Below are 24,332 nucleotides of genomic sequence, written 5' to 3' on the forward strand. Positions count from 1 at the left end.
CCATGTTCGAACTGCGCGTGCTGTCTGGCCTGCATTTAGGCGCCGCGTTACCCCTCTTCGGTGATAAATGGCTGATTGGCCACGCCGATGAGGCCGATCTGATGCTTAGCGATGCTCGCGTTGCTGCCCGCCAGTGCGAGCTGCGCCGGGAAGAGACCCGGTGGCTGGCACAACCGCACGGCGGGGAAGCCTATGCCATTAATAGTGAAGAACCTTTTCAGGTCGCTGACGTCTGGCTCTGCGTCGCGCCTATCGACACGCCGTGGGCCGCCTGTATGCCGCCTGCCACACCTTCTATGCCAGAAGAAACTGCTGAAGCACCGAATGAGGCCATACCCCCGGTCGCTGCACGTAAAGGGATATTCACCCGCAGCATCCGCACGCTGGTCTGGAGCCTGATGTTGCTGCTCACTCTGACAGTAATGAGCTGGGTTTTGCAGCCCACCGTAGCCCAGACTCAGGTCACCTCCTCCCGGCCACTGAGTACTCCCGCAGAATTGCAGGCTCCGTTACAGAAAATGTTGCGCGAACGCGATCTGGCGAGCCTCGTGAAAGTTGACATGCATAATCAGCGACTGCGTCTTACAGGCCGCCTCAGTAAGCCACAGATGCAAATCTATAAACGAATGCTGGAGCGCTTTAACGCAACGTACACCAGCGATATCCCGCTGGATAACCAGGTCAGGCTGCTGAAGGTCAGACTGCCGTTTCGCATTGTGCAAATCACCACCGGTAGCCGCGCCAATATTGTCACTGATGATGGGCAGCGTCTGTTTATCGGCGATGAAGTCGACAACCTGCGGCTGGTGGCGATTACCAGTAACCAGATCGAGTTCAACGGGCGCGATAACATTAAGGTGAGCTGGTAATGACGATGACACTGGAGCAGTGGTATCAGCAGCAGCAGCGGCGGCTGACATGCTTTTCGCCGGTCGAAAGCTTTGGTCGCATTACCGGGATCAGCGGGATATTGCTCGAAAGCAGCCTGCCCGAGGCGCGGATTGGCGATCTCTGCCAGATCGCCCGGGATGACGGGCAAAGCGTGCTGGCAGAGGTGGTCGGCTTTAACCCGCAGCACACACTGCTCTCCGCCCTCGGCCAGCTCGACGGCATAGCGCGTGGGGCACGCGTGGTTCCGCTGCGCCTGCCACACAGTATTGTGGTGTCCGACGCCCTGCTCGGCAGCGTACTTGACGGCTTTGGCCGTCCACTGGATGCAGGCCAGCCTGGCGCGTTCGCCCTGCCCGGTACGGTGGACGATGCGGTAGGCGTACTGGGCGATGCCCCGGCACCCACCGATCGTCCGCGCATCGATACGCCGCTACCGACCGGCATTCGCGCCATTGATGGCCCGCTGACCCTGGGCGTGGGACAGCGGGTGGGGATCTTCGCCGGCGCGGGCTGCGGGAAAACCACCCTGCTGGCGGAGATTGCCCGTAATACGCCCTGCGATGTCATTGTCTTTGGTTTGATTGGCGAGCGTGGGCGCGAATTGCGCGAGTTTCTTGACCACGAACTGGATGAGGCGCTGCGCAGCCGTACGGTGCTCATCTGCGCCACCTCCGATCGCAGCAGTATGGAACGCGCCAGGGCCGCTTTTACTGCCACTGCCATCGCCGAAGCCTGGCGCGATAAGGGTAAGAACGTGCTGTTAATCCTCGACTCCCTGACCCGCTTTGCCCGTGCCCAGCGTGAAATCGGCCTCGCGCTGGGCGAGCCACCGGGTCGCGGCGGGCTGCCGCCTTCGGTTTATACCTTATTGCCCACCCTGCTGGAGCGCGCAGGACAGACCTCACGGGGGGCCATCACCGCCCTCTATTCCGTGCTGATTGAAGCCGATTCAATGAACGATCCGGTCGCGGACGAAGTGAGATCCCTGATTGATGGCCACATTGTGCTGACCCGTCGTCTGGCGGAGCGCGGTCACTACCCGGCTATTGATGTGCTGGCAAGCCTGAGCCGAACCATGAGCAACGTTGCGACTCGCGAGCATAGCCGCGACGCCACGCAGCTGCGCCGCATGATGTCCGCCTGGCAGCAGGTAGAAATGTTAATCCGCCTGGGAGAATACCAGCCGGGACATGATGCCATGACCGATGCGGCAGTATCGGCTCAGGAGGCGATAAATGGCTATCTGCAACAGGCGATGCACGCGCCCTGCGGATATGACGACACACTGCATTACTTAGCGGAGGTAAGCCAGCATGCGCCGTCATCCGCTACCTGATCACGACATCACGACTGATGAGGGCAGCGCTGAATTGCAGCAGGCCTTCTCTCTGCTGCTGCCAATTCGCCGCCAGCGCTTACGCCGCTGCGAACGGTTGCAACGGCAAGCGGAGCAGGCGCTGTGCGAAACGCAACGTCAGTCAGCCGAGGCGGAACACCAGCTTGAAGCCGCACTACAGCATTATCAGCAGCTGCGCGATAGCTTTGCCGGACACCACCAGTCGGGGCTGCAAAAACAGGAGCATCTGGTCGGGGGATTGGCCCGGGAGCGCCAGGCCAGCGACGCGGTGAGTGGACAGCGTAATCAGCTGCAACAGTGCCGCGCACAGCAGGTTATGCAACAACAACAGGTGCAGCACACACAGCAGCAAACACAGGCGCGTCTGCGCGATGTGGAAAAACTGGAATATCTGATGGCGCACAGCGAGGCATTACGATGACAGCCTTACCCCACCCCCCGCAAAATAATCCAGCGCCGCCTGCACGGCCGGAGGTGCAGCGCCGTTCGCCGCAGACCGGACCTTCAGACGTCGCGACATCCGAGCGTAAATCCCGCACCGAGCCGTTTCGCGAAGAGGGTTCGCTGTTCGACGCGCTGTTGCTCATCCCCAGCGAACTGCCGCAACCGCTTATCATACCCTGGGAAGGCTCCCCCTCTTTTGGGTCACAGTTATCCCATGAGCATGTGGCTCCCGCTTCTCCGGCCAGGGCCTGGCAACAACTGGAGCCCCCCCTGTGCGCCATGGCAGAAAAGCAGCCTGCTGGCCCGATATCGATGACGCTACTGCTGCCCCTTTTAGGCGAAGTGGATGCCCGCCTGAGTCCTTTTGCCGCGGGCTGGGATATCAGCCTGCGTTTTGCGCCACCTGCCATGACGATGATGGCCGCCCATCAGGAACGCTGCAGGGAGTCCCTGCGCCGCCGGATGGCCTGCGCTGTGCGCCTGCGTTTTGAGCAGCGCGGAGGCCGGGAATGAAACCCTTATCCCTGCGCACTCTGCCGCGCGAAGAAGCCAGCCTGCGCCAGCGTATCGGCCACGGCCTTGGCTATCCTTTTACCCTTGCAGGCGAAGCGGGTGAGCTTCAGCTGCGGCTCGCCCCCCCCGGCGAGCGGCCACCGACGCAGAGCTTCTCATGCAAGGCAGGAGGGTTATCTCTGGCGGAGAGCGAAGCGCTGCTGAGTCTGTTTTCCACTTGCCCGCTGCTGCCAGAACCCGGGGCGTGCGCTGACTGGTACTGGCCGCTCTTTAACCAGCATCTCAGCCCGGCATTGCGCGCGCTATTTGGCGACCTGACGCCGCAGGACGCGCCCTGCGCACCGATTGAGGGGATGTGGCTTGCGATTAGCGTCACGATCGGTGAGGCGCAGGCGCAAAGTCAGTTATATCTTGCGCCCGCCACATTGGCGGCGTTGTTAAACCAGCCTGGCTGGGCTCCGCTCCCTGCACCGCTTTGCAGCGCCCTGCCGTTATCGCTGCCGATAGAACTGGGTGCGGTGTCGTTTGCTCCCTCGCAGTTACGCACACTTCGCCCCGGTGATGTGATTTTCCCTGCTACCTCGTATTTTTTCCCGACCGGTCGCGGCGAGCTTCGCCTTGCGCAATTGCACCTTAAGGGCGAATTGCTGTTCGGGGAGGGGCATCCTGCCCGTTTTCTTATTACCCGTCTGGAGAATAGTTACATGAATGTGACCCCCGAAGATAATCTGCCTGCCGATACACCTCAAGCGAATGAAGGCCTGACTGAAACAACGGCGCCTGTGGCATCACCTTTTGATGCGCTGCCGCTGGCCCTGACCGTGCGCTGCGGCCATCTCAGACTTACCCTGGGTGAGTTAAATCGTCTGGATGTTGGCTCGACGGTCACGGTCGAAAACGTCGTGCCCGGTGAAGCACTGCTATGTCACGGCGAATTTCCGCTGGCGAAAGGCGAACTGGTCGATGTCGAAGGACGTCTGGGGTTGCAGATTACTCACATGCTACCGGGCGTGGCGAGCGTCGGGGATGTGAACAGGTGATTCCGATGGAGATGGGGCCACTCAACCCGATTATGCTGGCGCTGTTTCTCGGCGCACTGGCACTGCTGCCGATGATGCTCATTATCTGTACCAGCTTTTTGAAAATTACGATGGTGCTGCAATTGACGCGCAACGCGATGGGCGTGCAGCAGGTGCCGCCAACGATGGCGCTCAACGGCATTGCGCTGGCGGCAACGCTATTTATTATGGCGCCGGTATTTAGCGATATGACCGACAGGCTGAAAGCGATCCCTGTCGATTTCAGCAGTATGGAGCGGCTCGAATATACCGCCGCTAATGGTATCGAACCGCTGAAAACGTTTATGCATAAAAATACCGATCCGGACATCGTCATCCATCTGCAGGAAAATGCCCAGCGTATGTGGCCAAAGAAAATGGCAGATTCGGTCACCCCCGACAATATGCTGCTCATTATCCCGGCCTTCGTGCTATCGGAGCTGCAGAACGGTTTCAAAATCGGCTTTCTGATCTTTATTCCTTTTATTGTCGTTGACCTGATCGTCTCGAATATCCTGCTGGCGCTCGGGATGCAGATGGTGTCGCCGATGACCGTTTCGCTGCCACTGAAGATCCTGCTGTTTGTGCTCATCAGCGGCTGGACGCGGCTGCTCGACGGCCTGTTCTACAGCTATTTATGAGGTCATCATGGATATTCTGACGCTGTTTCGCCAGGGGTTATTGCTGGTGGTTATCCTCTCCGCGCCGCCGCTGCTGGTGGCAGTGATCTCCGGGGTAATTATTTCACTGGTGCAGGCCGCGATGCAGTTGCAGGATCAGACCCTGCCGTTCTGCATCAAACTTATCGCGGTCGGCCTGACGCTGGCGCTTACCGGGCGCTGGGTCGGTGTTGAACTGATGGAGCTGGCGCAGGCGGCGTTTGCGATGATGTCAACGGTCAGTTCCTGATGCTGACAGGTTACCCACTCACCGATACGTTTCATGCAATCCTCGCGCTGGGACTTGGCATGGCGCGCATCTTTCCCTGCCTGTTACTGACACCAATATTCTCTTTTAGCGTCATAAAAGGGCTGCTGCGAACCGCCATTGCTGTGGCGCTGGCGCTGTTTATCGCCCCAGGCATCAAAGAACAAATTGATGTGCTTGAGCCAACAATGATGGCGCTGGCAGGGCTGGTACTCAAAGAGTTGATGATAGGCACCCTGCTCGGATTGTTGCTGGCGTTGCCTTTCTGGCTGTATGAGTCTGTCGGTGCGTTATTCGATAACCAGCGGGGTGCCTTAATGGGTGGGCAAATTAACCCCCAGCTGGGGCCGGATGTGACGCCTCTGGGTAAGTTAATGCAGCAGGTGCTGATATTGCTGCTGGTCACAGGGCTGGGATTATCGACCATCACCCAGGTGATCTGGGACAGCTATCATCTTTGGTCCGCCACCCAGTGGATACCTTTCCCCGCAGAGGCAGGTTTTCACGTCTGGCTTACGCTTTTGGGGAAAATCTTCAGCGATATGGTGCTTTATGCCGGGCCGCCGGTGGCGCTGATGCTGCTGCTCGATTTTGCCATCGGTGTGATGAGTCTCTATAGCCCACAGCTACAGGCGACTGCCCTGACAATTCCGTTGAAATGCCTGCTCGGCATGTTGTTTTTTATCCTCTATCTGCCACTGCTGGACCATCTGGGTAATGCGCGGTTGTATGAACTGCGCGATCTTATCCCTGTCCTGTCGCAGATATTTGCCCCTTCAGCCGGGAGCGCGCCATGAGCGAAAAAACCGAAGACGCTACACCGCAAAAACTCAGAGAGTCGCGCAAAAAAGGCCAGGTCAGCCAGAGCCAGGATATCCCTAAGCTGCTTATCTCAATCGGTATCCTTGAAACCCTGTTTGCTATGGTGGATACCGGGATGCAGCGGTTGCAGGCGATGATGCTGCTGCCGTTAACACGTCTGCGTGACCCATTCGATCACGCGATGGAGGAAGTAATAAGTGATAGCGTCACCGTAATGCTGGTACTGGTGGGCATCGCGTGCGCCATTGCCATGCTGCTGCGGGTGGTGGGCGGCTGGGTGCAGTTCGGCCCACTCTTCTCCACCGAAGCGCTGGCACCGAAACCGGATGCGCTTAACCCGTTTAATCATCTGAAGAATATGTTTTCCGCCCGCCAGTTTACCCAGCTTTTGACCAGCATCTTTAAAGCGGTGGTGATAGGCCTGGTGGTATGGCAGGCGATCATGCCGGACCTCGGTGGCCTTGCTCAGCTGGCGCTTGGCGATCTCAACGGTTTCTGGCAGGGGGTGATGGCGCTGTTTATGAAGGTGTCACGTCGGGTGCTGATGGTGATGCTAATAATCAGCCTGTTCGATTTTGGTATTCAGCGCTATTTCTTCCTCAAACAGCAGCGTATGAGTCATGAAGATATCAAAAACGAATTTAAGCAGAGCGAAGGCGATCCGCATATGAAAGGCCACCGCCGTCAGCTGGCTCAGGAGATCCTGAATGAAGAGCCGGTGCCTGCCCGTGAGATTAACGTGGAAGACGCGGATGTGTTGCTGGTTAATCCCACCCATTTTGCCGTCGGTCTCTATTATCGCCCGGATGAAACGCCGCTGCCGCGTCTGCTGTTTAAGGCTTGCGATGAAGAGGCGCGGGCACTAATTGAAGAGGCGCAGCGTAAAAAGAGACCGGTTATCCGCTTTATCTGGCTGACCCGCACTCTGTGGCGCACCACGCGGGAAGGCGCTTATGTTCCACGCGAAACGTTAAATGCCGTCGCGCACGTCTATCGTCTGCTGCGGGAGCTGGAGGATCACTATCTGGATGAGGTGATTGAGATTCGGGAAGAATAGTGCGGAGGGTAACGCCGGACTATCTTATCAGGCAGTCACATCTGCATCTCACGGGCCTGCTGAATAAAAGCCAGTATTAAAGCGCTAAAAGTCGCCGGGGTGAAACCGGCAAGCGGTTGCTGATAACAGAGCCGCCTGCGGTCTGCTGCAGGAAAACTGACCTAATGGAATAGCATTACCAGCACTGGCATGCGGGCAAAGAGTGCGCCGCACACAGGCTTCCCGGAAACGGAAGGTGAATAGCTATGGTCGATTCTCGCTAAAATAGGGCCCCAGCGATCAGCCGGGGCCTGGGACTGCCGAAACGTGATTAGTTATCTACCGTTATCCGCGTGTAGTCGTTCGGGCCATTACGCAGTTGTGGTTGCCACCAGATGGTCAGGTTATGCAGGTCTGAAGAGGGGCGACAGCCCACGTCATTACATCCGCCCTGCGGCCGCGCGCAGGCACTCAGCACCAGCGCGGCGGCGGTAAGCACAATTATTCTCACTAACATGCTTTTTCCTTATCAGCTCAGTAGAGGTTTTTGGCCGGTGCACCGCCTGCTGAAGAGAGCAGCGAAGCGCGAGAAGGACGTGACGGAGCATTGCTATCAAATGCGACGAATACCTCCGCCGATTCACCCGGACGCAGTTCTCCACGCGGCCAGACCGCTACCGCCAGCGTGCGGTCGCTGCGGCACAGACTCTCATCAAAACGCTGCGTCTGCTGGGTGTTGTTGGTGATCACCCCAACGGTTATTTGTACGCTGCTGTTGCCGTACCACTGATGGCGACGGAAATCGCTCCCGAAAGCGCCCGAAATGCGGCACAGGGAGGAAAGCGTCTGGCCCGTGCCACCGCTGGTCATCCCCGCTGGCACGCGGTTCAGCGCCAGGTCGTGCATCGCGCCTTCCACCATCCCTTTGACGTCGGTGTACTTATGACGATTAGTCACCTCATCCATCGCGCTATTAAGCTGTTCGCGCGACTCGGCAGCGATATACCGGGTCGGATCGACCTGGTCACCAATTAAATGCGGCGTAATAATAAACAGCCGCTCACGCTGGGAGGTCTCATAGCGCGTTGAGGTAAAGAGCTTGCCGATCAGCGGAATACTGCCGAGGATCGGGATGCGTCGCTCACGGTCGCCCGTCTCTTTGGAATGGAACCCGCCCAGAACCAGCGAGCGTCGCGCCTCCACCAGCGCCTGGGTGCTGACCGCTGCGTTATGGGTTCCCTGCGCATCGCCCTCATCATCTTTATTGAGCTTGCCATCTTCCACATCAACAATGAGCTGGATAGCCGATTTTTGTGAAGTGGTGATTGCGCGTGGCGTCACCCGCAGGCTGGTGCCTGCGGTGACAGACTGAATATCCGCCACCCTCTCGCCAATGGCGCGTATAAAGGCAGTATCGCTGAAATCAATCACCGCGGGCTGATTCTCCAGCGTGAGGATAGTGGGGTTAGCGATAATGGATGCCGTCCCTTCCCCCTCCATCGCTTCGATACTGGCAAAAAATCGCTGGAAATCGGTCACAAACAGTGTACTGGCACCGGAGAGCATATTGGCGCCGCTGGCGACACTGCCAAACTGACCGGCCAGGTTGCTGGAGAAGCGTTTCAGCGCGCTGCGGTCGATATCGACAATCACTGCATCAATTTCGATCAGCTTTTGCGGAACATCAATGGCGTTAATTAATGCCTGATAAGCGTCCCGGGTTTTCGGATCGTCACGCACCAGCAGCAGGTTGTTACGCACATCCGCTGATACTTTACCCGCCAGACTGCTGACAGGCGCCTTTTTACGTCCGGAGGCCGGCATATTGCGATTAATCAGCTCGTTTAAAACACTTTGCGACTGTTCACGTGATACCTGTTCATCCTCTCTCTGGCCTGATGACATTCTTCCGGAAGAGGCGTTGCTGGACTGACCCAGCAGTTCATTCAGAATGGTGGCCACCCCCGGCACCAGCAGCTCCTGATCGCGATAGCGAATGGTGCGATCCGCCACGGCCGCATAACGCAGCGGGAATGCCATCATATCTTTATTGGCCCCGGCTTCAGGTTTGCTTTCCGATTTACGGGCAAATTCCGTTATCTGGCGCACATACTCCGGCGGACCGGTCACCAATACCACGCCTTCATCCGGCAGTTCGCCCCAGCCGAAGCGGGGTTCCAGCAGGCCGACACCGCGCAGCGCCTCTTTCAGATCCGGCGCGGCTTCCGGGGAAATCTCAATACGCTGGGAAGTTTGCGCTGCCTGCGGGCTGACGTAGAGCGTGTTGTTATAAACAAACCACTGAAAGCGATACTCAAGCGCCAGGCGATTAAGGAACGCTTCCGGGCTGTCTGCGCGCAGTTTACCGGTGACATTGCTGTCGCCCAGCGTGCCAAGATTGACCTCAACACCAAAGCTGCTGGCAAAATCGTCAAGAATAATATTAAGCGGGGTATTATCTGCCGAATAGGCATACGCACCATTCTTCCACTCATCCGGTACACGAGCGTTTGTGATGCCCATACTCAGTAGCAGCAGGGTAATGGCCGCCAGCAGGCGGCCCGGAAAAGAAAACGTAAACACGCCTGACTCCTTGATGACAGGGGCTTAGTTAACAGCGTCGATGATCGCTTTACGGATACCAAACCTGAACTGGGTGTATTGCGAACTTGCCCAGCTGGCGTTGGACATATCCTGCAGGCGATTCTGGAAAGCATACATATCCGCAATGCTGAACGATTCGCCCGAAACATCGCGGGCAAACTGATAGGCTTCATGATGTTTGCGGTTTGAGTTGGAAGATAACTGACGCTGTAACAGATCGCTGGAACTCATGATATTGACTCCTCTTGTTGGACACCCCTGTTAAGTGGCGCGACAAGCGAAGCAGTTCCACTGTTTTTGCTTTTTTATGCATTCTCTTCTGCCAGCGCTGGCGCGAGCTGCTGGTACAGCGTCCGCCAGTTAACCATCAGCTCGCCTGCGTCGGTAATAAGCCGCAAGCGATCTGGCTCAAGCGCCGGGTCGGCGCACAGCGTCCAGCGAAGCTGCGGCTGCGCGACCAGCCAGCCGTTAATCTCCTGCTCCTGCCCACTGGCGCAATACAGCGTCGCCTGCTGCTGACGCGGATAGTGACGCAACAACTGTCTGAGCAACGCGTGAAAACGGCGCTCATCATCCACCTCATCGAGCAGGTGTTGCAGTGCCTCGTTCAGAACCTTTCCAGCGAGCAACACCAGCTGCGTCTCTTCGGCTGCACGCTGTTCCTGCCACTCCGCAAAGAGCGTCTGCGCCTGCTGCCAGAACCGGGCTTCCCATTCGCGCTGGCTGGCCGCCCTTTCGGCTTGTGCCTCGGCGCGTGCCTGCTCGCGGATCGTTTGCGCCTGTTTATGGGCCAGCTCGATAATGGAAGCCGCTTCAAGCCTGAGCGCAATTTCCTCGCGGCGCAGCACATTACCCGGTGGGGCGCTGCCGCCCTGCAGATGCAGGCTTTTAAGTTTCCACATCGCGCGTCTCTCCCGAATGTTGTTGCACCTGCCAGAGCGCCGTTTCCCATAAAGGACGCAAACGATGGCCAGGCAGTGAAAGTGCCGGGTTTACCGGCGCGTCGCTTACAGGGAAGAGTAGCCGCAGGCGCGGCCAGATAGCCGGAAATAACGCCTGCAGCAGACAGAGGCTGTCGGCGCTGCCGCCAGTAGTGAAAAGCCCGGCGGGCAGCCAGCACTCAATGCGCATTCCTTTCGCCAGACGCCGCAACCAGATCTTTAGCTCTGCGGGTAGCGGCATGGCTCCGGCGCAAATTTCCGCGACTAAAATCAACAGTTGCGCGCGCTGTTCGCAGCTTAAGTCGCTGATGGCCAGCACCATCGGCTCCGGCGCGACCAGTTCGCCTGATACACCCAGTGTGTGGTGCCAGCACGAGGCATGCTGGCGGAGATAGTTCCTCTGCAAAGGCGCAGACAACCGGGCCAGTGGCTGGGTGCACCAGCTTTCATCAGCCTGTAACCAAAAGTCAGCGTGCCACCAGCGTAACCAGCGCAGGGTAATTTCCTCATCAGGCGCAGCGTTGAGCATAATCAATCACTTCGCCTGTGCAGCCAGGCGCTTACGACTCAGAGCCTGACGGATGAATGCATTTGCCACCAGTAACAGCAGCAGCACCCCAAAGAATGTTGTAACTATCTTGACCATCCCGTAACGTTCCGGGCTAAGCTGAAACGGCCCCAGTTGCACCATTTCAATTTTATCCTGCCAGGCTTTCGCCGGGACAAAGACAATCGCCAGATCGCGGTCATCGCGCCCGCCCAGCCCCGGAATGCTGGTTGCCACCAGCCGGCGAATGCGCGGTTCGATACTGTCCGGATCGAGGTTTTCATGATATTTGATAAATACCGAGGCGGAAGCGGGTTGTACCGGCTCGCCGGGGGCGATACGCTCGGGCAATACGACATGCACACGCGCCACCACGACGCCATCAATTTGTGACAGTGTCGCTTCTACCTCCTGTGACAGCGCATAGATATAGCGGGCGCGCTCCTCCAGCGGACTGGAGATAACACCACTTTTCTGAAAAACCGCGCCAAGGCTGGTTCGCGCCTGATGAGGCAGTCCGGCGGCATTGAGGATATTCACCGCCCGCTCAATGTCACTGCGCGCGACGTTAACGCTAACCCCCTCTTTAGAAACCTGTTTTTCCGCCTCAATCTTAAAGCGGCTCAGTTCTGCCACCACATCGTTGGCATCGTTTTCTGACAGTCCGCTGTGCAACTGAGTCTGATCACCGCAGCCGGTAAGCAGCAGTGCCAGGCACAGAGCACAGAAGCATTTAATGACAGCGCCATTCATAAGATTCACTGCAGGTTGCTGAGTTTATCGACTGACTGAACGGTTTTGGCAATCACTTTGGCGTTCATCAGACTCTCGATATAGTAATCAGAGAGCTGCGCATTGGCGCGGGAGAAATCTTCCGCACTGGATGACCGCGAAGCGACTCTGAGATCGTTAAAGGCTTCTTTTTGCGCACGCTGGTTGCCGCTCAGTGATTGCAGAATATTGCCGACCACGCCAGGCTCTGAAGAGCTCATCTGGCTGCTGTCAGGCGCAGGGCCATTAAGCTTTGCATTAAACCATTGAATATCTTCCGCCGACGGTGCTTCCTGGTACATTTCGACTGACGGAACCGGTTCTGAAGTGAGCAAGGAAGATTGAGAGACTTTCATCAGTAAAACTCCTGTGGCATTAGAGAGCAGGGAGACAAAAAAACACCTCCCTGCCGGAGTCGATTAGTACTGAATTTTGACCTGGGCTGCGGCTGACGCGGCCTGCGCATTACTTTCGGCGATGCCGTTAATGCGCTGGAACTCTACATCGCGATCCATTTTATCGGCCTGGTTTTCCTGCATCTTGTCCATCGCCTGTTGCGAACGGACCATATATTTCGCACCGTTGTAAGCACCGGCAACCTGAGTGTAAGCAGAAGCTGCGTTGGTGATCCCGTTGGAAAGTAAGCTAGCACCTGACATAGTCATTCCTCGCGTTGATGATAGGTTGTAGTTGGGTGTTGCATTCATTAAGTAATCAATGAAGCTATCCGGTTCCATCGCAAAGAAAATATTTATGCAGATTAAGCCTGCTGGCCCACGGCAAGAGAGGTGGGCGATATATCAGGCGGTAAGTTTTAACAGCTTCAGGCGGTGATAAAGGGTGCGCCTGGGAATTCCTAACTCAAGAATGACATCATCGATACGATTGTCGTGCCGGTTCAGGCAGTCGTGGATCAGGCTGCGCTCAATGCGCCGCATTCTGTCTTTTAATAACACGCGCCCTTCCTGCTTTATCTCACAGCACAGCGGCGGTAAGCCCAGCACAAAGCGTTCTGCCGCCGCTTTCAGCTCGCGGATATTTCCCGGCCAGCTATGCAGCAGCAGGGTCTCATCAAGCGCGAGCGATCCTGCCGGCAGAGGCTGATTCAGACGCAGCGCCGCCTCCTGCGTAAACTGGCGAAACATGGGCAAAATCAGCTCCGGCCGTGATCGCACGGTTGGCGTGGAAATTTTAATTGTGTCGAGGCGAAAGAAGAGATCCCGACGAAAACGGCCCTGAGCCACCAGCTGCGCCAGTGGAATTTGCGAGGCGACGACCACCCGCAGATCCAGTCCGATACTTTTGGTGCTGCCCAGTCTCTCTACCGCGCGATTTTCCAGTACACGCAGCAGCTTAGCCTGCATCGTGAGCGGCATACTGTCTATTTCATCCAGAAACAGCACGCCGTGATTAGCACTCTCAATATACCCGGCACGGGAACTGCTTGCGCCGGTGAACGCCCCGGCCATGACCCCAAACAGCTCGCTTTCGGCAAGTGTCTCCGGGATGGCCGCACAGTTGACCGGCACCATCGGGCCACGACAGCCGGAAAGTTGATACAGCCGCTGGGCCAGTGCATCTTTCCCTGTACCCGTTTCTCCCTCGATTAAGACATCTATGTTTAACGGTGCAATCGTATTTAAAATCTTATACAGATGAGTATGGATATCGGTTACGGGCTCCGGGTAACCCGCCGCCGCATCCGGGCGGGAATCAACCTGGCGTAAGACGTTATCCTCACTCTCCTCATCGACAGTCCCGTGGCCTGACTGTGTCCTGTAAAGACGAACCATACATTCTCCATTAGCTTCGCATAAGCGCGCCTTACATGAGGCGCGCTGCTCGTTCAGCACTTGTGGATGTTCTGGAAGCAGAGCCTGATGCAAAGAATTACAAATTTACCGCGGCCTCACTCTCACCCAATCAGGTCATCCCCGCTATCAGTCCAGGATTATTATCTTGTAGGGATAGACGCTCACCCGGTAAGGATTACCCTACAGGACTCACAGAAAAACCTTCAAAAACAGAATGATAATTTCTTAATGGCGGTGCCGCTGGATTTTTATAAATCTGAACCCGCATCACAAAGGGAACATTTTTAGTGGAACCATCACGGGACAACTACCACTCACAGTGCGAGGTAGCATCAGCCTGAACGGTAAAATTGTGCAATCGGCAGTAATCAGGATTGCAAAATGTTACCGCTGTTGCTGCCCAATCAATCGCTGACTTATTAACTCTGAGGAATAAATTCATGAAGATTCCAGGATTTGGTGGTGGGGCTACAAACGCGAACAAAATCGATATGCCTCCGGCAAATATGCCAGGCAAGACGGGGGGCAGTCCGTCAGGTAAACCTGACTTACCCGATCAGCCCGGAAAATCGTCGTTACCTTTTCTCAATAATGCGAAAACAGGCCCGCTCAATTTTGCCAGTAATGCCTTTGACGGCCTGAGCACACTGGCTTCGCTGACCGGTTCAGGCGGAAGTCAGAAAAACGGCCAGGCAAACGGTGCAAACTCGCCTGACGCCCCGTCGGGCGGCGGCTTACTGCAGCAGATTATGATGCTGACAGGCCTGCAACAGCTGTTGGGCGGCGGTAATAAGGCGCAGCAGCCGGAGCAACCGGGCACGCCTGCACCTTCACAGGGCACGAATCACAGCGGCAATCCGCTTGAGCAGCTGATGCAGATGCTTCAGCAACTGCTCCAGCAGATGATGGGGATAGATAAAGGTAAAGGGGCAGACAGCGGAGAATCTGGCGGTAATGCACCACAGGCACCGGCTCAGGGAGCAACTGACAATGGTGGGCAACAGGGCGGAATGATGCAAAACCTGCTGTCCCTGTTAGGGCTTTCTTCATTGTTGCAGGGGCTTTTGGGCGGCGGTGAGGGGCAATCTTCCCAGAAAAATCCGCAAAGCTAACTCAGGGGGCTTGTATGGTTATGCCAATACCTGGCGGGGGGGGAATAACCCCCGCTTTTTCACCCGGCAGGCCACTGCCGGGTAACCTGCCATTATCCACTCCCCTCCCCGGCTCCGCGTTCCCGGTCCCGGGCAGCGATCTCCCCATCAGCTACTCCGGTGGGAGCGGAACGCCGCTGGCGGGCCTGACCGATCCGATCCGGGAGCTTGATCAGCTGTTAACGCAGGCTGGATTGGGGGCGCTTGTCGATCCGGCAGCCACTGAAGAAGGGACGATGCCCACGGCGTTATTTGCCAGCGAAACAGCAGGCGAAGATACTCCACAGACACCGGGCGATGGCGTGCGAACCAGTGAGAAGGACACCCGCGTCAGGCCGACGGAGGAGAATCTGAAGGGCCGTCCACCGGGCGATAACCGCAGCGCCGAACAGATCATTGATGAAAACCCGGTGCTGAAAAACCTTGGCAACCAAAAAGATATCAAGCAGGCAGAGCTAAAAGAGCGCTTCGGCGACTGGACGGATGCCAATAAAGATCCGAAGAGTCGTGCTGATGCGGCGTATAACATGGCCTGCGTGTTAAACAGCATAAAAGGCCTGAATGCGCGTGATGGCAGCGAGCGGAAGGAGATCTCAGCTAACGACAAAATAGAGGGCATCACCAAAGATGGTGACGCGCGCCACGGTACCGAGGCGGGTGTGCTGAAGGATATCGCCGAGCAGGGTCTGAAGATGCTGCCGGAGAATAAACAGCTGCCGGAGACGAATGATTCGCACGTTCGTATGGATGGTACCAATAAAGACAACTTCCAGTGGGGCATGGGTGAGTTCGGCAAAATATTGTCGAACATTCCCATTCTCAAATCTGTTGCCGCGCCTTTCTTTAACAATATTGGCGAGGCCCGCAATGTGGGCGAAGTCTTTACCGGTGGCCTGAAAGGACTGGCCGAGGGTGGAATGAGCGCGGCGCGTGGGCCGATTGGCTGGGGCATCACGGCAGCGACCGATACCGTACAGATTGCGGTGGAAAATAGCGGGGGGAAAGGCAAGAACGAACCGCCGCCGTTTGCCTGATTTTGAGGCTGCTCATGTTTGTCCCTGTACCCGGTACAGGGACTTTTTTTGCGCGTTATGCAGGTAACGTGCCTTTGCCGCTGGAGATAATGTCGGCAAAGTTGAGCACTTTTCCAACATAGGTCGGATCGCCGGTTCCGGTTTTCGAGATATCCGTCAGATCGTTGACATTCACATTCCCCGGGCCTGAGTTATAAGCTCGCAACCCGGCACCGGGATCGCCCCCAAAAGCCTCCCGCTGCTCTTTCAGATAGAGCGCGCCAGCCATGATGCTGTCTTCAGGGCTGGACGGGCTGGCATCTGGCCCCAGCAGATGCGGGTATCTGCTTTGCAGATCGGCGAAGGTGTTGGAATTAACCTGCATCAGGCCGCTGTCGGAAAGGCCATTACCGCCGTTCACGGTGGTCGCCTCTGTTTTTCCGCGCGACTCCTGCCAGATTTGCGCTGCCAGCACTTCAGGCGCCTGGCTAGTCTCTTTGGCGGCACGCATTATCGCCTGCTCATGATCCAGTAACGGGGCAGGTAAATGTAACCCCGACTCGCCTTTTATCAGCGGGACGCCGCCGGATGCTGGCGTCTGCCGGGCAGGCGTATTTAGTGCAGCATCAGAAGCCGTACCTGGCTGTGGCATTGTACTGGCCGTTAGCGGTTGCTGTGCAGAAGCGGATTCAGTCGGGTTAACAGGCTGCTGCATCGCGGCATTAAACGGTGCGGTGAGCGAAGCCCCTTCTTCTGCTGAGGTGCCCGGCATATCGGCACCGCCGCCACGCCCGGCTCCTGCGCTGTTATTTTGCTGCTGACCAGCGAAGAGCTGTTGCAGCATTAATAGCAGTTGCAGCAATGCCTCTATTTGCGGCCCCAGTTGCTGCATCAGACCCTGCATCTGCACCGGATCCCGGTTGCTCACACTGTCGGGCGTGGCGGTGAGACTACTGAAATCCGTGCCGCTCATGGCATCATTGCCAAAGTTAATCGCCTGGCCACTGGCGCCAGAATCTGGCGGAGTAAACGAGGCTAAATTTTTTTCATCGAGCGCGCTAAAATCAGGCAGTTGCGGCTGTATCGGCCCGAAAGCCGAACCTGACGAGATATTCATTCTTCTCTCCTCTCAACAAGCATCATCGTTAGCGCCAGCCAGACTGGCGCCTTTCTCCCGCTATGACCGGGGTACGATTGAGTGGAAAGCGCGAGGCGGGAGTTCCGGGCGGCGCGTGAGACAGCGCAAATTCGGCGTAAAAAAAAGCCGCATCGCTGCGGCTTTTAAGGTGTGGTATCAGGAGGCTTTTTTCGTTTCTTCAGGTTCTGGCGATCCTGCAGGCCCTGCAGCTTCTGATGACGCAGATGACCCGGATGTCACTGATGATGCTGATGATGTCGGTAAGGAGTCCGGCAGCGGTATCATCTCGGCAATGCGCTCGCTCATCTTCTCTGCTTCAGCTTCAAGGACGGCGATGATGGCCTCATAGTCAGCCTGGGTTAACTTCTCAGGCTGTGGGCTTTTGATATTCGCCAGGTCCGGGAACGAGTGCCACCATGCAGAGGTATCACCCGCAGTGCGCATTTCTGATGAACGCTCAGGCGGGGTATTACGTAATGGCCCGGAGTTATGCGAATGTACGCTATCGCTGTCCGATTCGCCTTGTTCTGACGGCCCTTTCGCCCGGGTACCGGTGCTGGGTGCTGGCGTACCGGCAGGCGTTCTCGCCTCGGTACCGACACTCGGTGCTGGCGTGCCTTCCGGGGTTCTCGCCTCAGTACCTACACTCGGTGCTGGCGTGCCTTCCGGCGTTCTCGCCTCAGTACCCACGCTGGGTGCTGGCGTGCCGGCCGGGGTTCTCGCCTCGGTACCCACGCTGGGTGCTGGCGCGCCTTCAGGTGTTCTCGCCCCTGAACTCACCGGGGCTTCCTCTTCTGTCGCGTCGGCGGGCTTCGGGTGCAGCTTGTTCGCCACTGCTCGCTCAGCCTCCTGATAAAGAAGACCGAACACCCCCTGTTGCAGGTAAGAATAGGCGTTTGGCACCAGGGCCGCCGCATTGCCAATGCTTTCGCGGGAAACGCGGAAGCCGGATTTGTTCGCCAGATCCAAAGCGGTCTCTGCCGCACTTGTCTTGCCGGAGGTGAAAAGCTTCTCTGCACCACCTTTGGTCACACGTGCCGCCCCCGCTCCGATGCCCAAACCGAGCGCTTCCATCGTCTCAGAGGCTACCGCACTTAATGCACTCAGCGTTGTAACACCTTCAACCCAACGTTTTGGTGCTTTGGCGTGTTCCCACACCGCATCGAAGTGGCTCCCCTCGCCACTATTCGTGTGCCCGCTGGACAGCGACATATAACGATCCTTCCAGTCGTTACGGCCAAATAAAAACTCCGCGCCGTGCAGGTTGTCGTAGTAGTTTTCCACAACTCCACTCAATGCACCGGCAGCGGAAGTCAGGCCAAAACCTGCTATCTGGTTGATGGCATAACCCGGCTTGAGCGCACCCTGTATAATCCCCAATGGCTCTGGCCGCGGCTTATTTTCGGGTAATAGCTGGGTTGCACTGGAAATTCCACCCGTCACCGGGTTGCGGACGTTAAAGCCCGTCCCGCCCAGCGCCGTCATTTTTAATTTATGCCCAAATGTCTCGCGTTTTTCTGCCTCATCTTTCATAAGAGGCTCCAGTGCATCCATATCTGCCTGCATCCATCTCGAATCCTGGATGCTGCTACCGATAACCCGAGTGAGCACCGCTTTAAAAGCCACTGCAGTCATCCCCCCCGCTACGCCAGCGACAAAGTTGTGCATGGGCGTGCCCGGCTCCAGCTTCATTGCGCTAGCTATCCCCTTGCCGACCAGATCGCCAGGTACACCGGAAAGGGCATAGGTCATTCCAATCGCCCCCTTTGCCTTGGCCATGATCATCGTGTCGCAGCTGTGAGCCAGTTTGATGACATCTTTTACCTGATCGTCCGTCTGGTGCAATTCATCGTGCAGGGTGACAGCGATTCCTGCCAGGTAATCACGCACGTTTTCTCCGCCTTTACACGCGTTATGCAGAGTAGCTGTAATACGGCTAATCTCTGCAGAACGAGCCCTCGCAGCAGGGGTTGTAGCAGTGACTTCAGTTGTTGATGGCCCACCGCGCGTGGGCATTTCAATCGTTTCGTGATGTACAGGGGAAGGTGTGCGTCTAATTCCATCCATAATTCTCACTCCGCCAGGTTGTGCCGGTTATCACTAACCGGTCAGTTGATAACTTGCGAAATGAGCAACTCACCCCGCAGCGTCAGGGTTGAGTGATGCGCGAGCGAGCCTGGTTTCAAATCAGGAAGAAATTCTAAAAATTTTGTGATGCATCTCACAAAATAGCCGGATGGGTAGCGGTGAGGCACGGCACTTACTTCAGCCCCGAATAAACTGCGCTTCGCACTGCCGGGCGATCTCCCACAGTCTGTTACGGATGACCTGCTTAAGTTGCAGAGTGGACTGCGACTGTGGCTGGTCACGGCGGCTGATCAGCATCACTTCAAACGGCAGGGGTTGCGCTATGGGTAGCAGCTTTAGCTGTTCGGCATAGCGACAGGCGGTGAAGAGATCCACGACGCCCGTGCCGCCGCCTGCCAGCACCATATCCGCAATGACCGAATAGGTTTTAATCGACAACGACACGGCGGGATTCAGTTTTTTATCGCGCAGCGCTCGGTGAAGTACGCGTCCAAGCGGATCCTGAGCCTGCATCATCAGTAGATTATTGTTGCATAACCACGCAAGCGTAACGGGTTCATTACGGGGGTGATTGAGCGGTAACAGCGCGACCATCGAAGACTGAAACAGAGGTTCAGCCAGAAGATCCGCATCGACCTGCTGACCAAAAACCAGCGCGAAATCGAGCTGATTATCCAGAATCATCTGGCATAAGGTACTAAAGTGCTCGGTGACCAGTTCGACACTGACCGAGGCCATCTGTTGCCGCCAGGTGACCAATGCGGGTGCCAAAACCATCTGACCAAAAGCGTGAGCCGCGCCGACGCGAACTAGCTGCCCTTCGCCCCGCCGCAGCTGTTCGGTGAGCTGGGTGATAGATTGCAGGCGCTGGCAGAGATCGTCTATTTCAGGCAGAAGACGTCGCCCTTCTGCCGTCACACTCATTCCCTGTATACGTCGCTCAAACAGCGCAAATCCCAATTGCTGTTCAGCATGATTCAGCACACGGCTGATATTCGGCTGCGAGACATTAAGCAAGCGCGCCGCAGCGCTGATGCTGCCGGTCTGTACAATGGCCTGAAAGACCTCTATATGGCGGAGCCGCATGACTTTTTACCCTGGATGAATACCGAAAACGAAGGCCTCTCCGACAGGCTGTACGATCAGGTCCGGGCGGAGGGTGAGAAAGAAATCATTATCCTGCTGCAAAAACTGTACCGAAAAACCGGTGCAGGCTCAGTTGCCTGTCTCGCCCCCATCCGCACCCGGCAGTCCCGTCTGAAGCCTTTGCAGGGAGCGGGTCTCGCGCTGCCGTGGTGCAGTTAAAGGAGCGCTGGTCAGCAGCGTGGGTTGAGCGGATTTAAGCCAGCAACGATTCTGACTCGTCAGAGGGAAGATGCGCATGCACAGCCCGCACTACAGGCGTGTGCCTGGCAGCGCGGTTTCAGGAGAACCGGAACGGTGGGCTTAACGGGCTGACGTTGCATGCAGCCCGGGATAATTTCGCTATGACTGTGTGCTCGCCAGATAAGAGAATGCACTGAGTAAGCTGATTAACGTCTCCATATTCTCCGCCTGATACGCCACGGTAACGGCATCCAGGCGCGTGACGCCGGGGATCAGGCTGAACAGATCGGCCAGCACCGGTTTAGTGGCCTGAAGGCGCATAGCGTAAGGTGCCGTCAGGCGGCTCGTGCTCACCTGAGGGGGATGTTGCAGTGCGGCGCTTGCTGCGGCAGCGATCGCACGCTGTGCCGCTTGTGGGCTGATTGATTCCGCGCAGGTATGCGAAATGGCGCGTTTTACACAGACGTATTCAACCGCTGAGTAGTGTTCCGTAATCCAGCTCTGTAACTGATCGTCGCCGGTGACCAGCAGCAATGGCGTGCCGTGCTCAGCGGCGGCGGCGGCATAAATATCGGTTTCTCCCATCACCAGACCATTGACATGGATACGCCAGAATGCCCGGCCGTTGATGGTATGCGCCAGTACGCCGGGTTCACCTGCTGCGCTGTGAAATCCCACCAGAAACAGCCCGTCGAACGTCTGCTGCTCTATCCCTTCCACCATCGACAGGACACGGGGTTTTCCCTGCACCAGCCGGGCGCGGGGATCGATATTTTCCGCACGCAAATTGGTCATCTGCGCATGGCTGTCTGCCACCACCACTTCCGTTGCCCCGCCGGCAAAAGCCCCCTCAATCGCAGCATTCACTTCCTGCTCCATCAGACCACGGGCCAGCTGATGTTCCGGGTGGCCGGGTGTACATTGCTCCGGGCGCATGACCCCCGCGATGCCTTCAATGTCGGCCGAGATAAAAATTTTCATGTCGTTAATCTATCCAGAATCTGCGTCAGTGAGGGGCGATGATGACCGCGAAAGCCGGTAACAGCCTCAGCGCTCAGCAAAGCATCCAGTACAGCCTGTTCAGTTGCATCTGCCGCTGCAGCAAGCAGCGGCTCCAGCGTGTCGTCCTGTGGCGGTTGCGGCAGAGGTTGCGTTGAAAACGCCACTGCAATGTCGCCTGAGCCGTGGCCCCAGTAACTGCCCAGCCGCCCCAGGCCGGCACCGGCTCGCTTCGCGATGCGCTTTAACTGACGTGCGTCCAGCGGTGCATCCGTCGCCATGATGATGATGACAGAACCGGCATCCAGCTGCGGCGTCTCCCCGGCCAGCAGCGGCGCAATCATCTCGCCAGCCCGAACGCCATCGAGCGTTAATGCCTCCAGTGCGCCGAAATTGGCCAGCACCAGCACGCCAAGCGTGGCGTTGAGCGAGGGAATAACCCGCGAGGCGGTTCCGATGCCCCCTTTCAGGATGAAACAGCTCATCCCGCGCCCCGCGCCGACGCTGCCGCGCGCGAAGTCCGCTGAGGCCGTCTGCAATGCCTCCTGCGCCATCGCTTCAGTGATGGCCAGCGCCTGGATATCATTCAGCCAGCCATCATTGCACTCCAGCACCAGCGGATTGACCGTGGGCAGTGTTCGTCCCAGTTCCGGGTTACGACTGATGGCATCCCGCACCAGCGTGGTAAACAGCGTGCCGACCGCCAGCGTGTTACCGAGCAGAATCGGCGTCTGAAGCACGCCAAGCTCCTCTATCTGAATCAGTCCGATGGGTTTCGCAAAGCCGTTCAGGACCTCCACCCCACACGGCAGCGGCGTGAGAAACAGATTGCCGCCCGGCGGTACGATAGCGGTTACGCCAGTCTGCTTTTCGCCTTCATTCAGCGTGCAATGTCCGACACGCACGCCCGAAACATCGCTGATTCGATGGGTGGGTCCGCAGGCGCTTCGCGGCTGCCCAAGCTGACGCAGGTCACGCCAGTGTTTCAGCAGCAGTTCACGCTGCAATTGTTGGAAATCCATAGTCAGCCCTTGAGTTTTGGATCGAGCGTGTCGCGCAGCGCATCCCCAAGCAGATTAAAAGCCAGCACGGTAATAAAAATCGCCAGCCCCGGAAATACGCTCATGTGCCACGATCCGGCCATCATCATGCTTCGGCTCATCGCCAGAATATTGCCCCATTCAGGCACGTCAGGCTCCGGACCCAGTCCAATAAAACTCAGGCCCGCGGCTGTCAGAATACTGGTGCCAATGCGCATAGTGAAATAGACAATCACGCTGGAAAGCGTGCCGGGCAGAATATGCCGCAGGATAATGACTCTGTCTGGTGCACCGGCACAGCGCACGGCTTCAACATAGGCAGCCTGTTTCAGAGAGAGCGTCGAAGCCCGCACGATGCGGGCAAATACCGGTACGCTGAATACCGCGACCGCGATAATGACATTGTTCAGACCCGTCCCCAGCAGCGCCACCACCGCAATGGCCAGCAACATGCCGGGAAACGCGAATAATACGTCGGCACCGCGCATGATCAGCATATCAACCCAACCGCCGTAATAGCCCGCCAGTAAGCCCAGCATGACCCCGACCAGCATGCCGATCGTCACCGACAGCACGCCGATATAGAGCGAGATACGCGCGCCATAGATAATACGGCTGAGCAGGTCGCGCCCCAGTTCGTCGGTCCCCATCCAGTGTGCCGCCGTTGGCGGTGACGATAACGCCATCCAGTCCGGAGCCATGGGATCCCAGGGCGCCAGCCAGGGCGCAAAAATCGCCACCACAATCAACAGCAGCACAAACCCGCCTGAGACCAGCGCCAGAGGGTTCCGCACAAGGGCATGCAGGAAATCGCGCCACGGCGAACGAATAATCTGAGGCGGATTTTCAGTCAGCGATTGAATACTCATTTTGGCTCCTGTCGCAGACGAATGGCCGGGTTGACCACCGCGTAAAGCAGATCGACAAGCAGATTAATCACAATAAATTCAAACACGAACAGCATCACCAGCGCCTGAATCACCGGCTGATCCTGCGCTTTGATCGACTCAATCAATAACCAGCCTAACCCTGGCCAGTTGAAAACACTCTCCACCACGATGGATCCGCCCAGCAGAAAACCGAACTGCAAGCCCAGCATGGTAATCACCGGGATGAGCGCATTACGCATCACATGTTTCCACGTCACCAGGCGGTTACGCAGCCCTTTGGCTTTGGCGGTACGCACGTAATCTTCCTGCGCCACCTCAAGAAAGGCCGAGCGGGTAAAGCGCGCCATTACCGCCGCAACCGACGAACCCAGCGTGATGGCGGGCAGGACTATATCGCTGGCCCTGTTAAAGCCGCTGACCGAGAACAGCCCAAAAGGCATCGCGACGAACTGGATGAGCAACAGCCCCAGCCAGAAGGCTGGCATCGAAATGCCGCCGACCGCCACGCTCATCAGCGTCCAGTCCTGCCATCTTCCACGTTTCAGTGCCGCCATCACGCCGAATAACAAACCGAGAATGACGGACCAGGTAAAACCCGCTAAGGCGAGCCACAGCGTCGGCATAAAGCCCTCTTTGATCACCTCCAGCACCGGTTGCTGGGTACGATACGTGGTGCCCAGGTCGCCCTGCAACAGGCTGCCGATCCAGTGAAAATACTGCTGCGGCAGCGGATCGTTAAGCCCGAGGTGCTGACGCGCCGCTTCGATCGCCTCAACTGGCGCATCCGGTCCGGCATAAATACGCGCCGGGTCGCCCGGCATGAGCTTGATAAAACCGAAAACCAGCAACGAGACCACCAGCAAAACCGGGATCATCTCCAGCAATCGGCGAATGATGTATGCAAACATGCCATTCCCTGAAATGAGGTGCGACTGGCCTCCTCACGTCCCTCATCCGTTCCG

General features: G+C 57.2%; 28 protein-coding genes. 12 read left to right on the plus strand and 16 right to left on the minus strand.

Annotation, left to right across the window (positions count from 1 at the left end):
• Positions 1 to 2: 2 nt before the first annotated feature.
• The 9 genes from LC417_RS04970 to sctU are packed head-to-tail and all read left to right on the plus strand — an operon-like array spanning position 3 to position 7,069.
• Positions 3 to 869, plus strand: a complete 867-nt coding sequence (locus tag LC417_RS04970) for an FHA domain-containing protein (RefSeq protein WP_179256935.1) — start codon at positions 3 to 5, stop codon at positions 867 to 869.
• Entirely contained in the window at positions 869 to 2,227 is a 1,359-nt protein-coding gene (gene sctN, locus LC417_RS04975) for a type III secretion system ATPase SctN (protein ID WP_304622683.1), read from the plus strand. Before LC417_RS04970 ends, sctN begins: the two co-directional genes overlap by 1 nt.
• Positions 2,205 to 2,669: a hypothetical protein gene (locus tag LC417_RS04980; RefSeq protein WP_111533720.1), complete on the plus strand. Its 465-nt coding sequence runs from the start codon at positions 2,205 to 2,207 to the stop codon at positions 2,667 to 2,669. Before sctN ends, LC417_RS04980 begins: the two co-directional genes overlap by 23 nt.
• Positions 2,666 to 3,205 carry a type III secretion system HrpP C-terminal domain-containing protein gene (locus LC417_RS04985; protein ID WP_172608798.1) on the plus strand — a complete coding sequence of 180 codons (540 nt, stop codon included), beginning with the start codon at positions 2,666 to 2,668 and terminating at the stop codon, positions 3,203 to 3,205. Before LC417_RS04980 ends, LC417_RS04985 begins: the two co-directional genes overlap by 4 nt.
• Positions 3,202 to 4,245: a FliM/FliN family flagellar motor switch protein gene (locus LC417_RS04990; protein WP_179256936.1), complete on the plus strand. Its 1,044-nt coding sequence runs from the start codon at positions 3,202 to 3,204 to the stop codon at positions 4,243 to 4,245. The genes LC417_RS04985 and LC417_RS04990 overlap by 4 nt, the downstream gene beginning before the upstream one ends.
• A gap of 5 nt (positions 4,246 to 4,250) precedes the next feature.
• Positions 4,251 to 4,904: a type III secretion system export apparatus subunit SctR gene (gene sctR, locus LC417_RS04995; RefSeq protein WP_010245912.1), complete on the plus strand. Its 654-nt coding sequence runs from the start codon at positions 4,251 to 4,253 to the stop codon at positions 4,902 to 4,904.
• A gap of 7 nt (positions 4,905 to 4,911) precedes the next feature.
• Complete coding sequence (sctS, locus tag LC417_RS05000; RefSeq protein ID WP_010245915.1) at positions 4,912 to 5,172, plus strand: type III secretion system export apparatus subunit SctS; 261 nt, start codon at positions 4,912 to 4,914, stop codon at positions 5,170 to 5,172.
• Positions 5,172 to 5,987 carry a type III secretion system export apparatus subunit SctT gene (sctT, locus tag LC417_RS05005; protein WP_010245919.1) on the plus strand — a complete coding sequence of 272 codons (816 nt, stop codon included), beginning with the start codon at positions 5,172 to 5,174 and terminating at the stop codon, positions 5,985 to 5,987. The genes sctS and sctT overlap by 1 nt, the downstream gene beginning before the upstream one ends.
• On the plus strand, positions 5,984 to 7,069 hold the full coding sequence (gene sctU / locus LC417_RS05010; protein ID WP_033771566.1) for a type III secretion system export apparatus subunit SctU: 1,086 nt from the start codon (positions 5,984 to 5,986) through the stop codon (positions 7,067 to 7,069). The genes sctT and sctU overlap by 4 nt, the downstream gene beginning before the upstream one ends.
• 310 nt (positions 7,070 to 7,379) lie before the next feature.
• Here the strand turns inward: sctU and hrpT are convergent, their stop codons facing one another.
• The 9 genes from hrpT to LC417_RS05055 all read right to left on the minus strand — a co-directional run bounded on the left by hrpT (position 7,380) and on the right by LC417_RS05055 (position 13,704).
• Complete coding sequence (gene hrpT, locus LC417_RS05015) at positions 7,380 to 7,565, minus strand: HrpT family type III secretion system protein (protein WP_010669971.1); 186 nt, start codon at positions 7,563 to 7,565, stop codon at positions 7,380 to 7,382.
• Positions 7,566 to 7,582: 17 nt separating this feature from the next.
• Positions 7,583 to 9,631 carry a type III secretion system outer membrane ring subunit SctC gene (gene sctC, locus LC417_RS05020; RefSeq protein WP_223565553.1) on the minus strand — a complete coding sequence of 683 codons (2,049 nt, stop codon included), beginning with the start codon at positions 9,629 to 9,631 and terminating at the stop codon, positions 7,583 to 7,585.
• A 24-nt stretch (positions 9,632 to 9,655) separates the two neighbouring features.
• On the minus strand, positions 9,656 to 9,883 hold the full coding sequence (locus LC417_RS05025) for a hypothetical protein (protein WP_010245930.1): 228 nt from the start codon (positions 9,881 to 9,883) through the stop codon (positions 9,656 to 9,658).
• A 74-nt stretch (positions 9,884 to 9,957) separates the two neighbouring features.
• Positions 9,958 to 10,554: a type III secretion system stator protein SctL gene (gene sctL, locus LC417_RS05030; RefSeq protein ID WP_223565554.1), complete on the minus strand. Its 597-nt coding sequence runs from the start codon at positions 10,552 to 10,554 to the stop codon at positions 9,958 to 9,960.
• Positions 10,541 to 11,122, minus strand: coding sequence for a serine kinase (locus tag LC417_RS05035; RefSeq protein WP_223565725.1), 582 nt, complete (start codon positions 11,120 to 11,122; stop codon positions 10,541 to 10,543). The genes sctL and LC417_RS05035 overlap by 14 nt, the downstream gene beginning before the upstream one ends.
• A gap of 6 nt (positions 11,123 to 11,128) precedes the next feature.
• Positions 11,129 to 11,893, minus strand: coding sequence for a type III secretion system inner membrane ring lipoprotein SctJ (gene sctJ / locus LC417_RS05040; RefSeq protein WP_223565555.1), 765 nt, complete (start codon positions 11,891 to 11,893; stop codon positions 11,129 to 11,131).
• Between the two features lie 5 nt (positions 11,894 to 11,898).
• Complete coding sequence (locus LC417_RS05045) at positions 11,899 to 12,267, minus strand: EscI/YscI/HrpB family type III secretion system inner rod protein (protein ID WP_010669966.1); 369 nt, start codon at positions 12,265 to 12,267, stop codon at positions 11,899 to 11,901.
• 63 nt (positions 12,268 to 12,330) lie between these two features.
• A complete protein-coding gene (locus LC417_RS05050) occupies positions 12,331 to 12,570 on the minus strand; it encodes a hypothetical protein (protein WP_010245940.1) in 240 nt (79 codons plus the stop codon).
• Positions 12,571 to 12,711: 141 nt separating this feature from the next.
• Positions 12,712 to 13,704 carry a sigma 54-interacting transcriptional regulator gene (locus tag LC417_RS05055; protein ID WP_010245942.1) on the minus strand — a complete coding sequence of 331 codons (993 nt, stop codon included), beginning with the start codon at positions 13,702 to 13,704 and terminating at the stop codon, positions 12,712 to 12,714.
• 461 nt (positions 13,705 to 14,165) lie between these two features.
• Between LC417_RS05055 and LC417_RS05060 the strand changes: the two genes are divergently transcribed.
• Together LC417_RS05060 and LC417_RS05065 are read left to right on the plus strand one after the other, a co-directional pair.
• Positions 14,166 to 14,837, plus strand: a complete 672-nt coding sequence (locus tag LC417_RS05060) for a hypothetical protein (RefSeq protein WP_010669965.1) — start codon at positions 14,166 to 14,168, stop codon at positions 14,835 to 14,837.
• Between the two features lie 14 nt (positions 14,838 to 14,851).
• Positions 14,852 to 15,910 carry a hypothetical protein gene (locus tag LC417_RS05065; protein WP_223565556.1) on the plus strand — a complete coding sequence of 353 codons (1,059 nt, stop codon included), beginning with the start codon at positions 14,852 to 14,854 and terminating at the stop codon, positions 15,908 to 15,910.
• Positions 15,911 to 15,965: 55 nt separating this feature from the next.
• On the opposite strand, the gene LC417_RS05070 is transcribed toward LC417_RS05065, so the two are convergent.
• From LC417_RS05070 to LC417_RS05080, 3 genes are all read right to left on the minus strand, one after another.
• Positions 15,966 to 17,006 carry a lytic transglycosylase domain-containing protein gene (locus LC417_RS05070; RefSeq protein ID WP_223565557.1) on the minus strand — a complete coding sequence of 347 codons (1,041 nt, stop codon included), beginning with the start codon at positions 17,004 to 17,006 and terminating at the stop codon, positions 15,966 to 15,968.
• A 177-nt stretch (positions 17,007 to 17,183) separates the two neighbouring features.
• Positions 17,184 to 18,917, minus strand: a complete 1,734-nt coding sequence (locus LC417_RS05075; protein WP_223565558.1) for a hypothetical protein — start codon at positions 18,915 to 18,917, stop codon at positions 17,184 to 17,186.
• Between the two features lie 375 nt (positions 18,918 to 19,292).
• On the minus strand, positions 19,293 to 20,201 hold the full coding sequence (locus LC417_RS05080; RefSeq protein ID WP_010669961.1) for a LysR family transcriptional regulator: 909 nt from the start codon (positions 20,199 to 20,201) through the stop codon (positions 19,293 to 19,295).
• 15 nt (positions 20,202 to 20,216) lie between these two features.
• Here LC417_RS05080 and LC417_RS05085 point away from each other — a divergent pair, with 15 nt between their 5' ends.
• The gene (locus tag LC417_RS05085) at positions 20,217 to 20,420 is read left to right on the plus strand and encodes a hypothetical protein (RefSeq protein ID WP_223565559.1); all 204 of its coding nucleotides are present in this window, start codon (positions 20,217 to 20,219) and stop codon (positions 20,418 to 20,420) included.
• A gap of 180 nt (positions 20,421 to 20,600) precedes the next feature.
• On the opposite strand, the gene LC417_RS05090 is transcribed toward LC417_RS05085, so the two are convergent.
• The 4 genes from LC417_RS05090 to LC417_RS05105 are packed head-to-tail and all read right to left on the minus strand — an operon-like array spanning position 20,601 to position 24,278.
• A complete protein-coding gene (locus tag LC417_RS05090; protein ID WP_223565560.1) occupies positions 20,601 to 21,422 on the minus strand; it encodes a M55 family metallopeptidase in 822 nt (273 codons plus the stop codon).
• Complete coding sequence (locus LC417_RS05095; protein ID WP_223565561.1) at positions 21,419 to 22,462, minus strand: P1 family peptidase; 1,044 nt, start codon at positions 22,460 to 22,462, stop codon at positions 21,419 to 21,421. Before LC417_RS05095 ends, LC417_RS05090 begins: the two co-directional genes overlap by 4 nt.
• Before the next feature lie 2 nt (positions 22,463 to 22,464).
• The gene (locus tag LC417_RS05100) at positions 22,465 to 23,349 is read right to left on the minus strand and encodes an ABC transporter permease subunit (protein ID WP_010669958.1); all 885 of its coding nucleotides are present in this window, start codon (positions 23,347 to 23,349) and stop codon (positions 22,465 to 22,467) included.
• Entirely contained in the window at positions 23,346 to 24,278 is a 933-nt protein-coding gene (locus tag LC417_RS05105; RefSeq protein ID WP_010245963.1) for an ABC transporter permease, read from the minus strand. Before LC417_RS05105 ends, LC417_RS05100 begins: the two co-directional genes overlap by 4 nt.
• Positions 24,279 to 24,332 lie beyond the last annotated feature (54 nt).

It is taken from the genome of Pantoea sp. OVA07A, from assembly GCF_019969975.1.
In the GTDB taxonomy this organism is placed as follows: domain Bacteria; phylum Pseudomonadota; class Gammaproteobacteria; order Enterobacterales; family Enterobacteriaceae; genus Pantoea; species Pantoea agglomerans.

Excerpts from the sequence above, each read along its gene's own strand:
- LC417_RS04970 (WP_179256935.1), top strand. The coding sequence starts at position 3 with ATGTTCGAACTGCGCGTGCTGTCTGGCCTGCATTTAGGCGCCGCGTTA.
- sctN (WP_304622683.1), top strand. The coding sequence starts at position 869 with ATGACGATGACACTGGAGCAGTGGTATCAGCAGCAGCAGCGGCGGCTG.
- LC417_RS04980 (WP_111533720.1), top strand. The coding sequence starts at position 2,205 with ATGCGCCGTCATCCGCTACCTGATCACGACATCACGACTGATGAGGGC.
- LC417_RS04985 (WP_172608798.1), top strand. The coding sequence starts at position 2,666 with ATGACAGCCTTACCCCACCCCCCGCAAAATAATCCAGCGCCGCCTGCA.
- LC417_RS04990 (WP_179256936.1), top strand. The coding sequence starts at position 3,202 with ATGAAACCCTTATCCCTGCGCACTCTGCCGCGCGAAGAAGCCAGCCTG.
- sctR (WP_010245912.1), top strand. The coding sequence starts at position 4,251 with ATGGAGATGGGGCCACTCAACCCGATTATGCTGGCGCTGTTTCTCGGC.
- sctS (WP_010245915.1), top strand. The coding sequence starts at position 4,912 with ATGGATATTCTGACGCTGTTTCGCCAGGGGTTATTGCTGGTGGTTATC.
- sctT (WP_010245919.1), top strand. The coding sequence starts at position 5,172 with ATGCTGACAGGTTACCCACTCACCGATACGTTTCATGCAATCCTCGCG.
- sctU (WP_033771566.1), top strand. The coding sequence starts at position 5,984 with ATGAGCGAAAAAACCGAAGACGCTACACCGCAAAAACTCAGAGAGTCG.
- hrpT (WP_010669971.1), bottom strand. The coding sequence starts at position 7,565 with ATGTTAGTGAGAATAATTGTGCTTACCGCCGCCGCGCTGGTGCTGAGT.
- LC417_RS05025 (WP_010245930.1), bottom strand. The coding sequence starts at position 9,883 with ATGAGTTCCAGCGATCTGTTACAGCGTCAGTTATCTTCCAACTCAAAC.
- sctL (WP_223565554.1), bottom strand. The coding sequence starts at position 10,554 with ATGTGGAAACTTAAAAGCCTGCATCTGCAGGGCGGCAGCGCCCCACCG.
- LC417_RS05035 (WP_223565725.1), bottom strand. The coding sequence starts at position 11,122 with ATGCTCAACGCTGCGCCTGATGAGGAAATTACCCTGCGCTGGTTACGC.
- sctJ (WP_223565555.1), bottom strand. The coding sequence starts at position 11,893 with ATGAATGGCGCTGTCATTAAATGCTTCTGTGCTCTGTGCCTGGCACTG.
- LC417_RS05045 (WP_010669966.1), bottom strand. The coding sequence starts at position 12,267 with ATGAAAGTCTCTCAATCTTCCTTGCTCACTTCAGAACCGGTTCCGTCA.
- LC417_RS05050 (WP_010245940.1), bottom strand. The coding sequence starts at position 12,570 with ATGTCAGGTGCTAGCTTACTTTCCAACGGGATCACCAACGCAGCTTCT.
- LC417_RS05055 (WP_010245942.1), bottom strand. The coding sequence starts at position 13,704 with ATGGTTCGTCTTTACAGGACACAGTCAGGCCACGGGACTGTCGATGAG.
- LC417_RS05060 (WP_010669965.1), top strand. The coding sequence starts at position 14,166 with ATGAAGATTCCAGGATTTGGTGGTGGGGCTACAAACGCGAACAAAATC.
- LC417_RS05065 (WP_223565556.1), top strand. The coding sequence starts at position 14,852 with ATGGTTATGCCAATACCTGGCGGGGGGGGAATAACCCCCGCTTTTTCA.
- LC417_RS05070 (WP_223565557.1), bottom strand. The coding sequence starts at position 17,006 with ATGAATATCTCGTCAGGTTCGGCTTTCGGGCCGATACAGCCGCAACTG.
- LC417_RS05080 (WP_010669961.1), bottom strand. The coding sequence starts at position 20,201 with ATGCGGCTCCGCCATATAGAGGTCTTTCAGGCCATTGTACAGACCGGC.
- LC417_RS05085 (WP_223565559.1), top strand. The coding sequence starts at position 20,217 with ATGAATACCGAAAACGAAGGCCTCTCCGACAGGCTGTACGATCAGGTC.
- LC417_RS05090 (WP_223565560.1), bottom strand. The coding sequence starts at position 21,422 with ATGAAAATTTTTATCTCGGCCGACATTGAAGGCATCGCGGGGGTCATG.
- LC417_RS05095 (WP_223565561.1), bottom strand. The coding sequence starts at position 22,462 with ATGGATTTCCAACAATTGCAGCGTGAACTGCTGCTGAAACACTGGCGT.
- LC417_RS05100 (WP_010669958.1), bottom strand. The coding sequence starts at position 23,349 with ATGAGTATTCAATCGCTGACTGAAAATCCGCCTCAGATTATTCGTTCG.
- LC417_RS05105 (WP_010245963.1), bottom strand. The coding sequence starts at position 24,278 with ATGTTTGCATACATCATTCGCCGATTGCTGGAGATGATCCCGGTTTTG.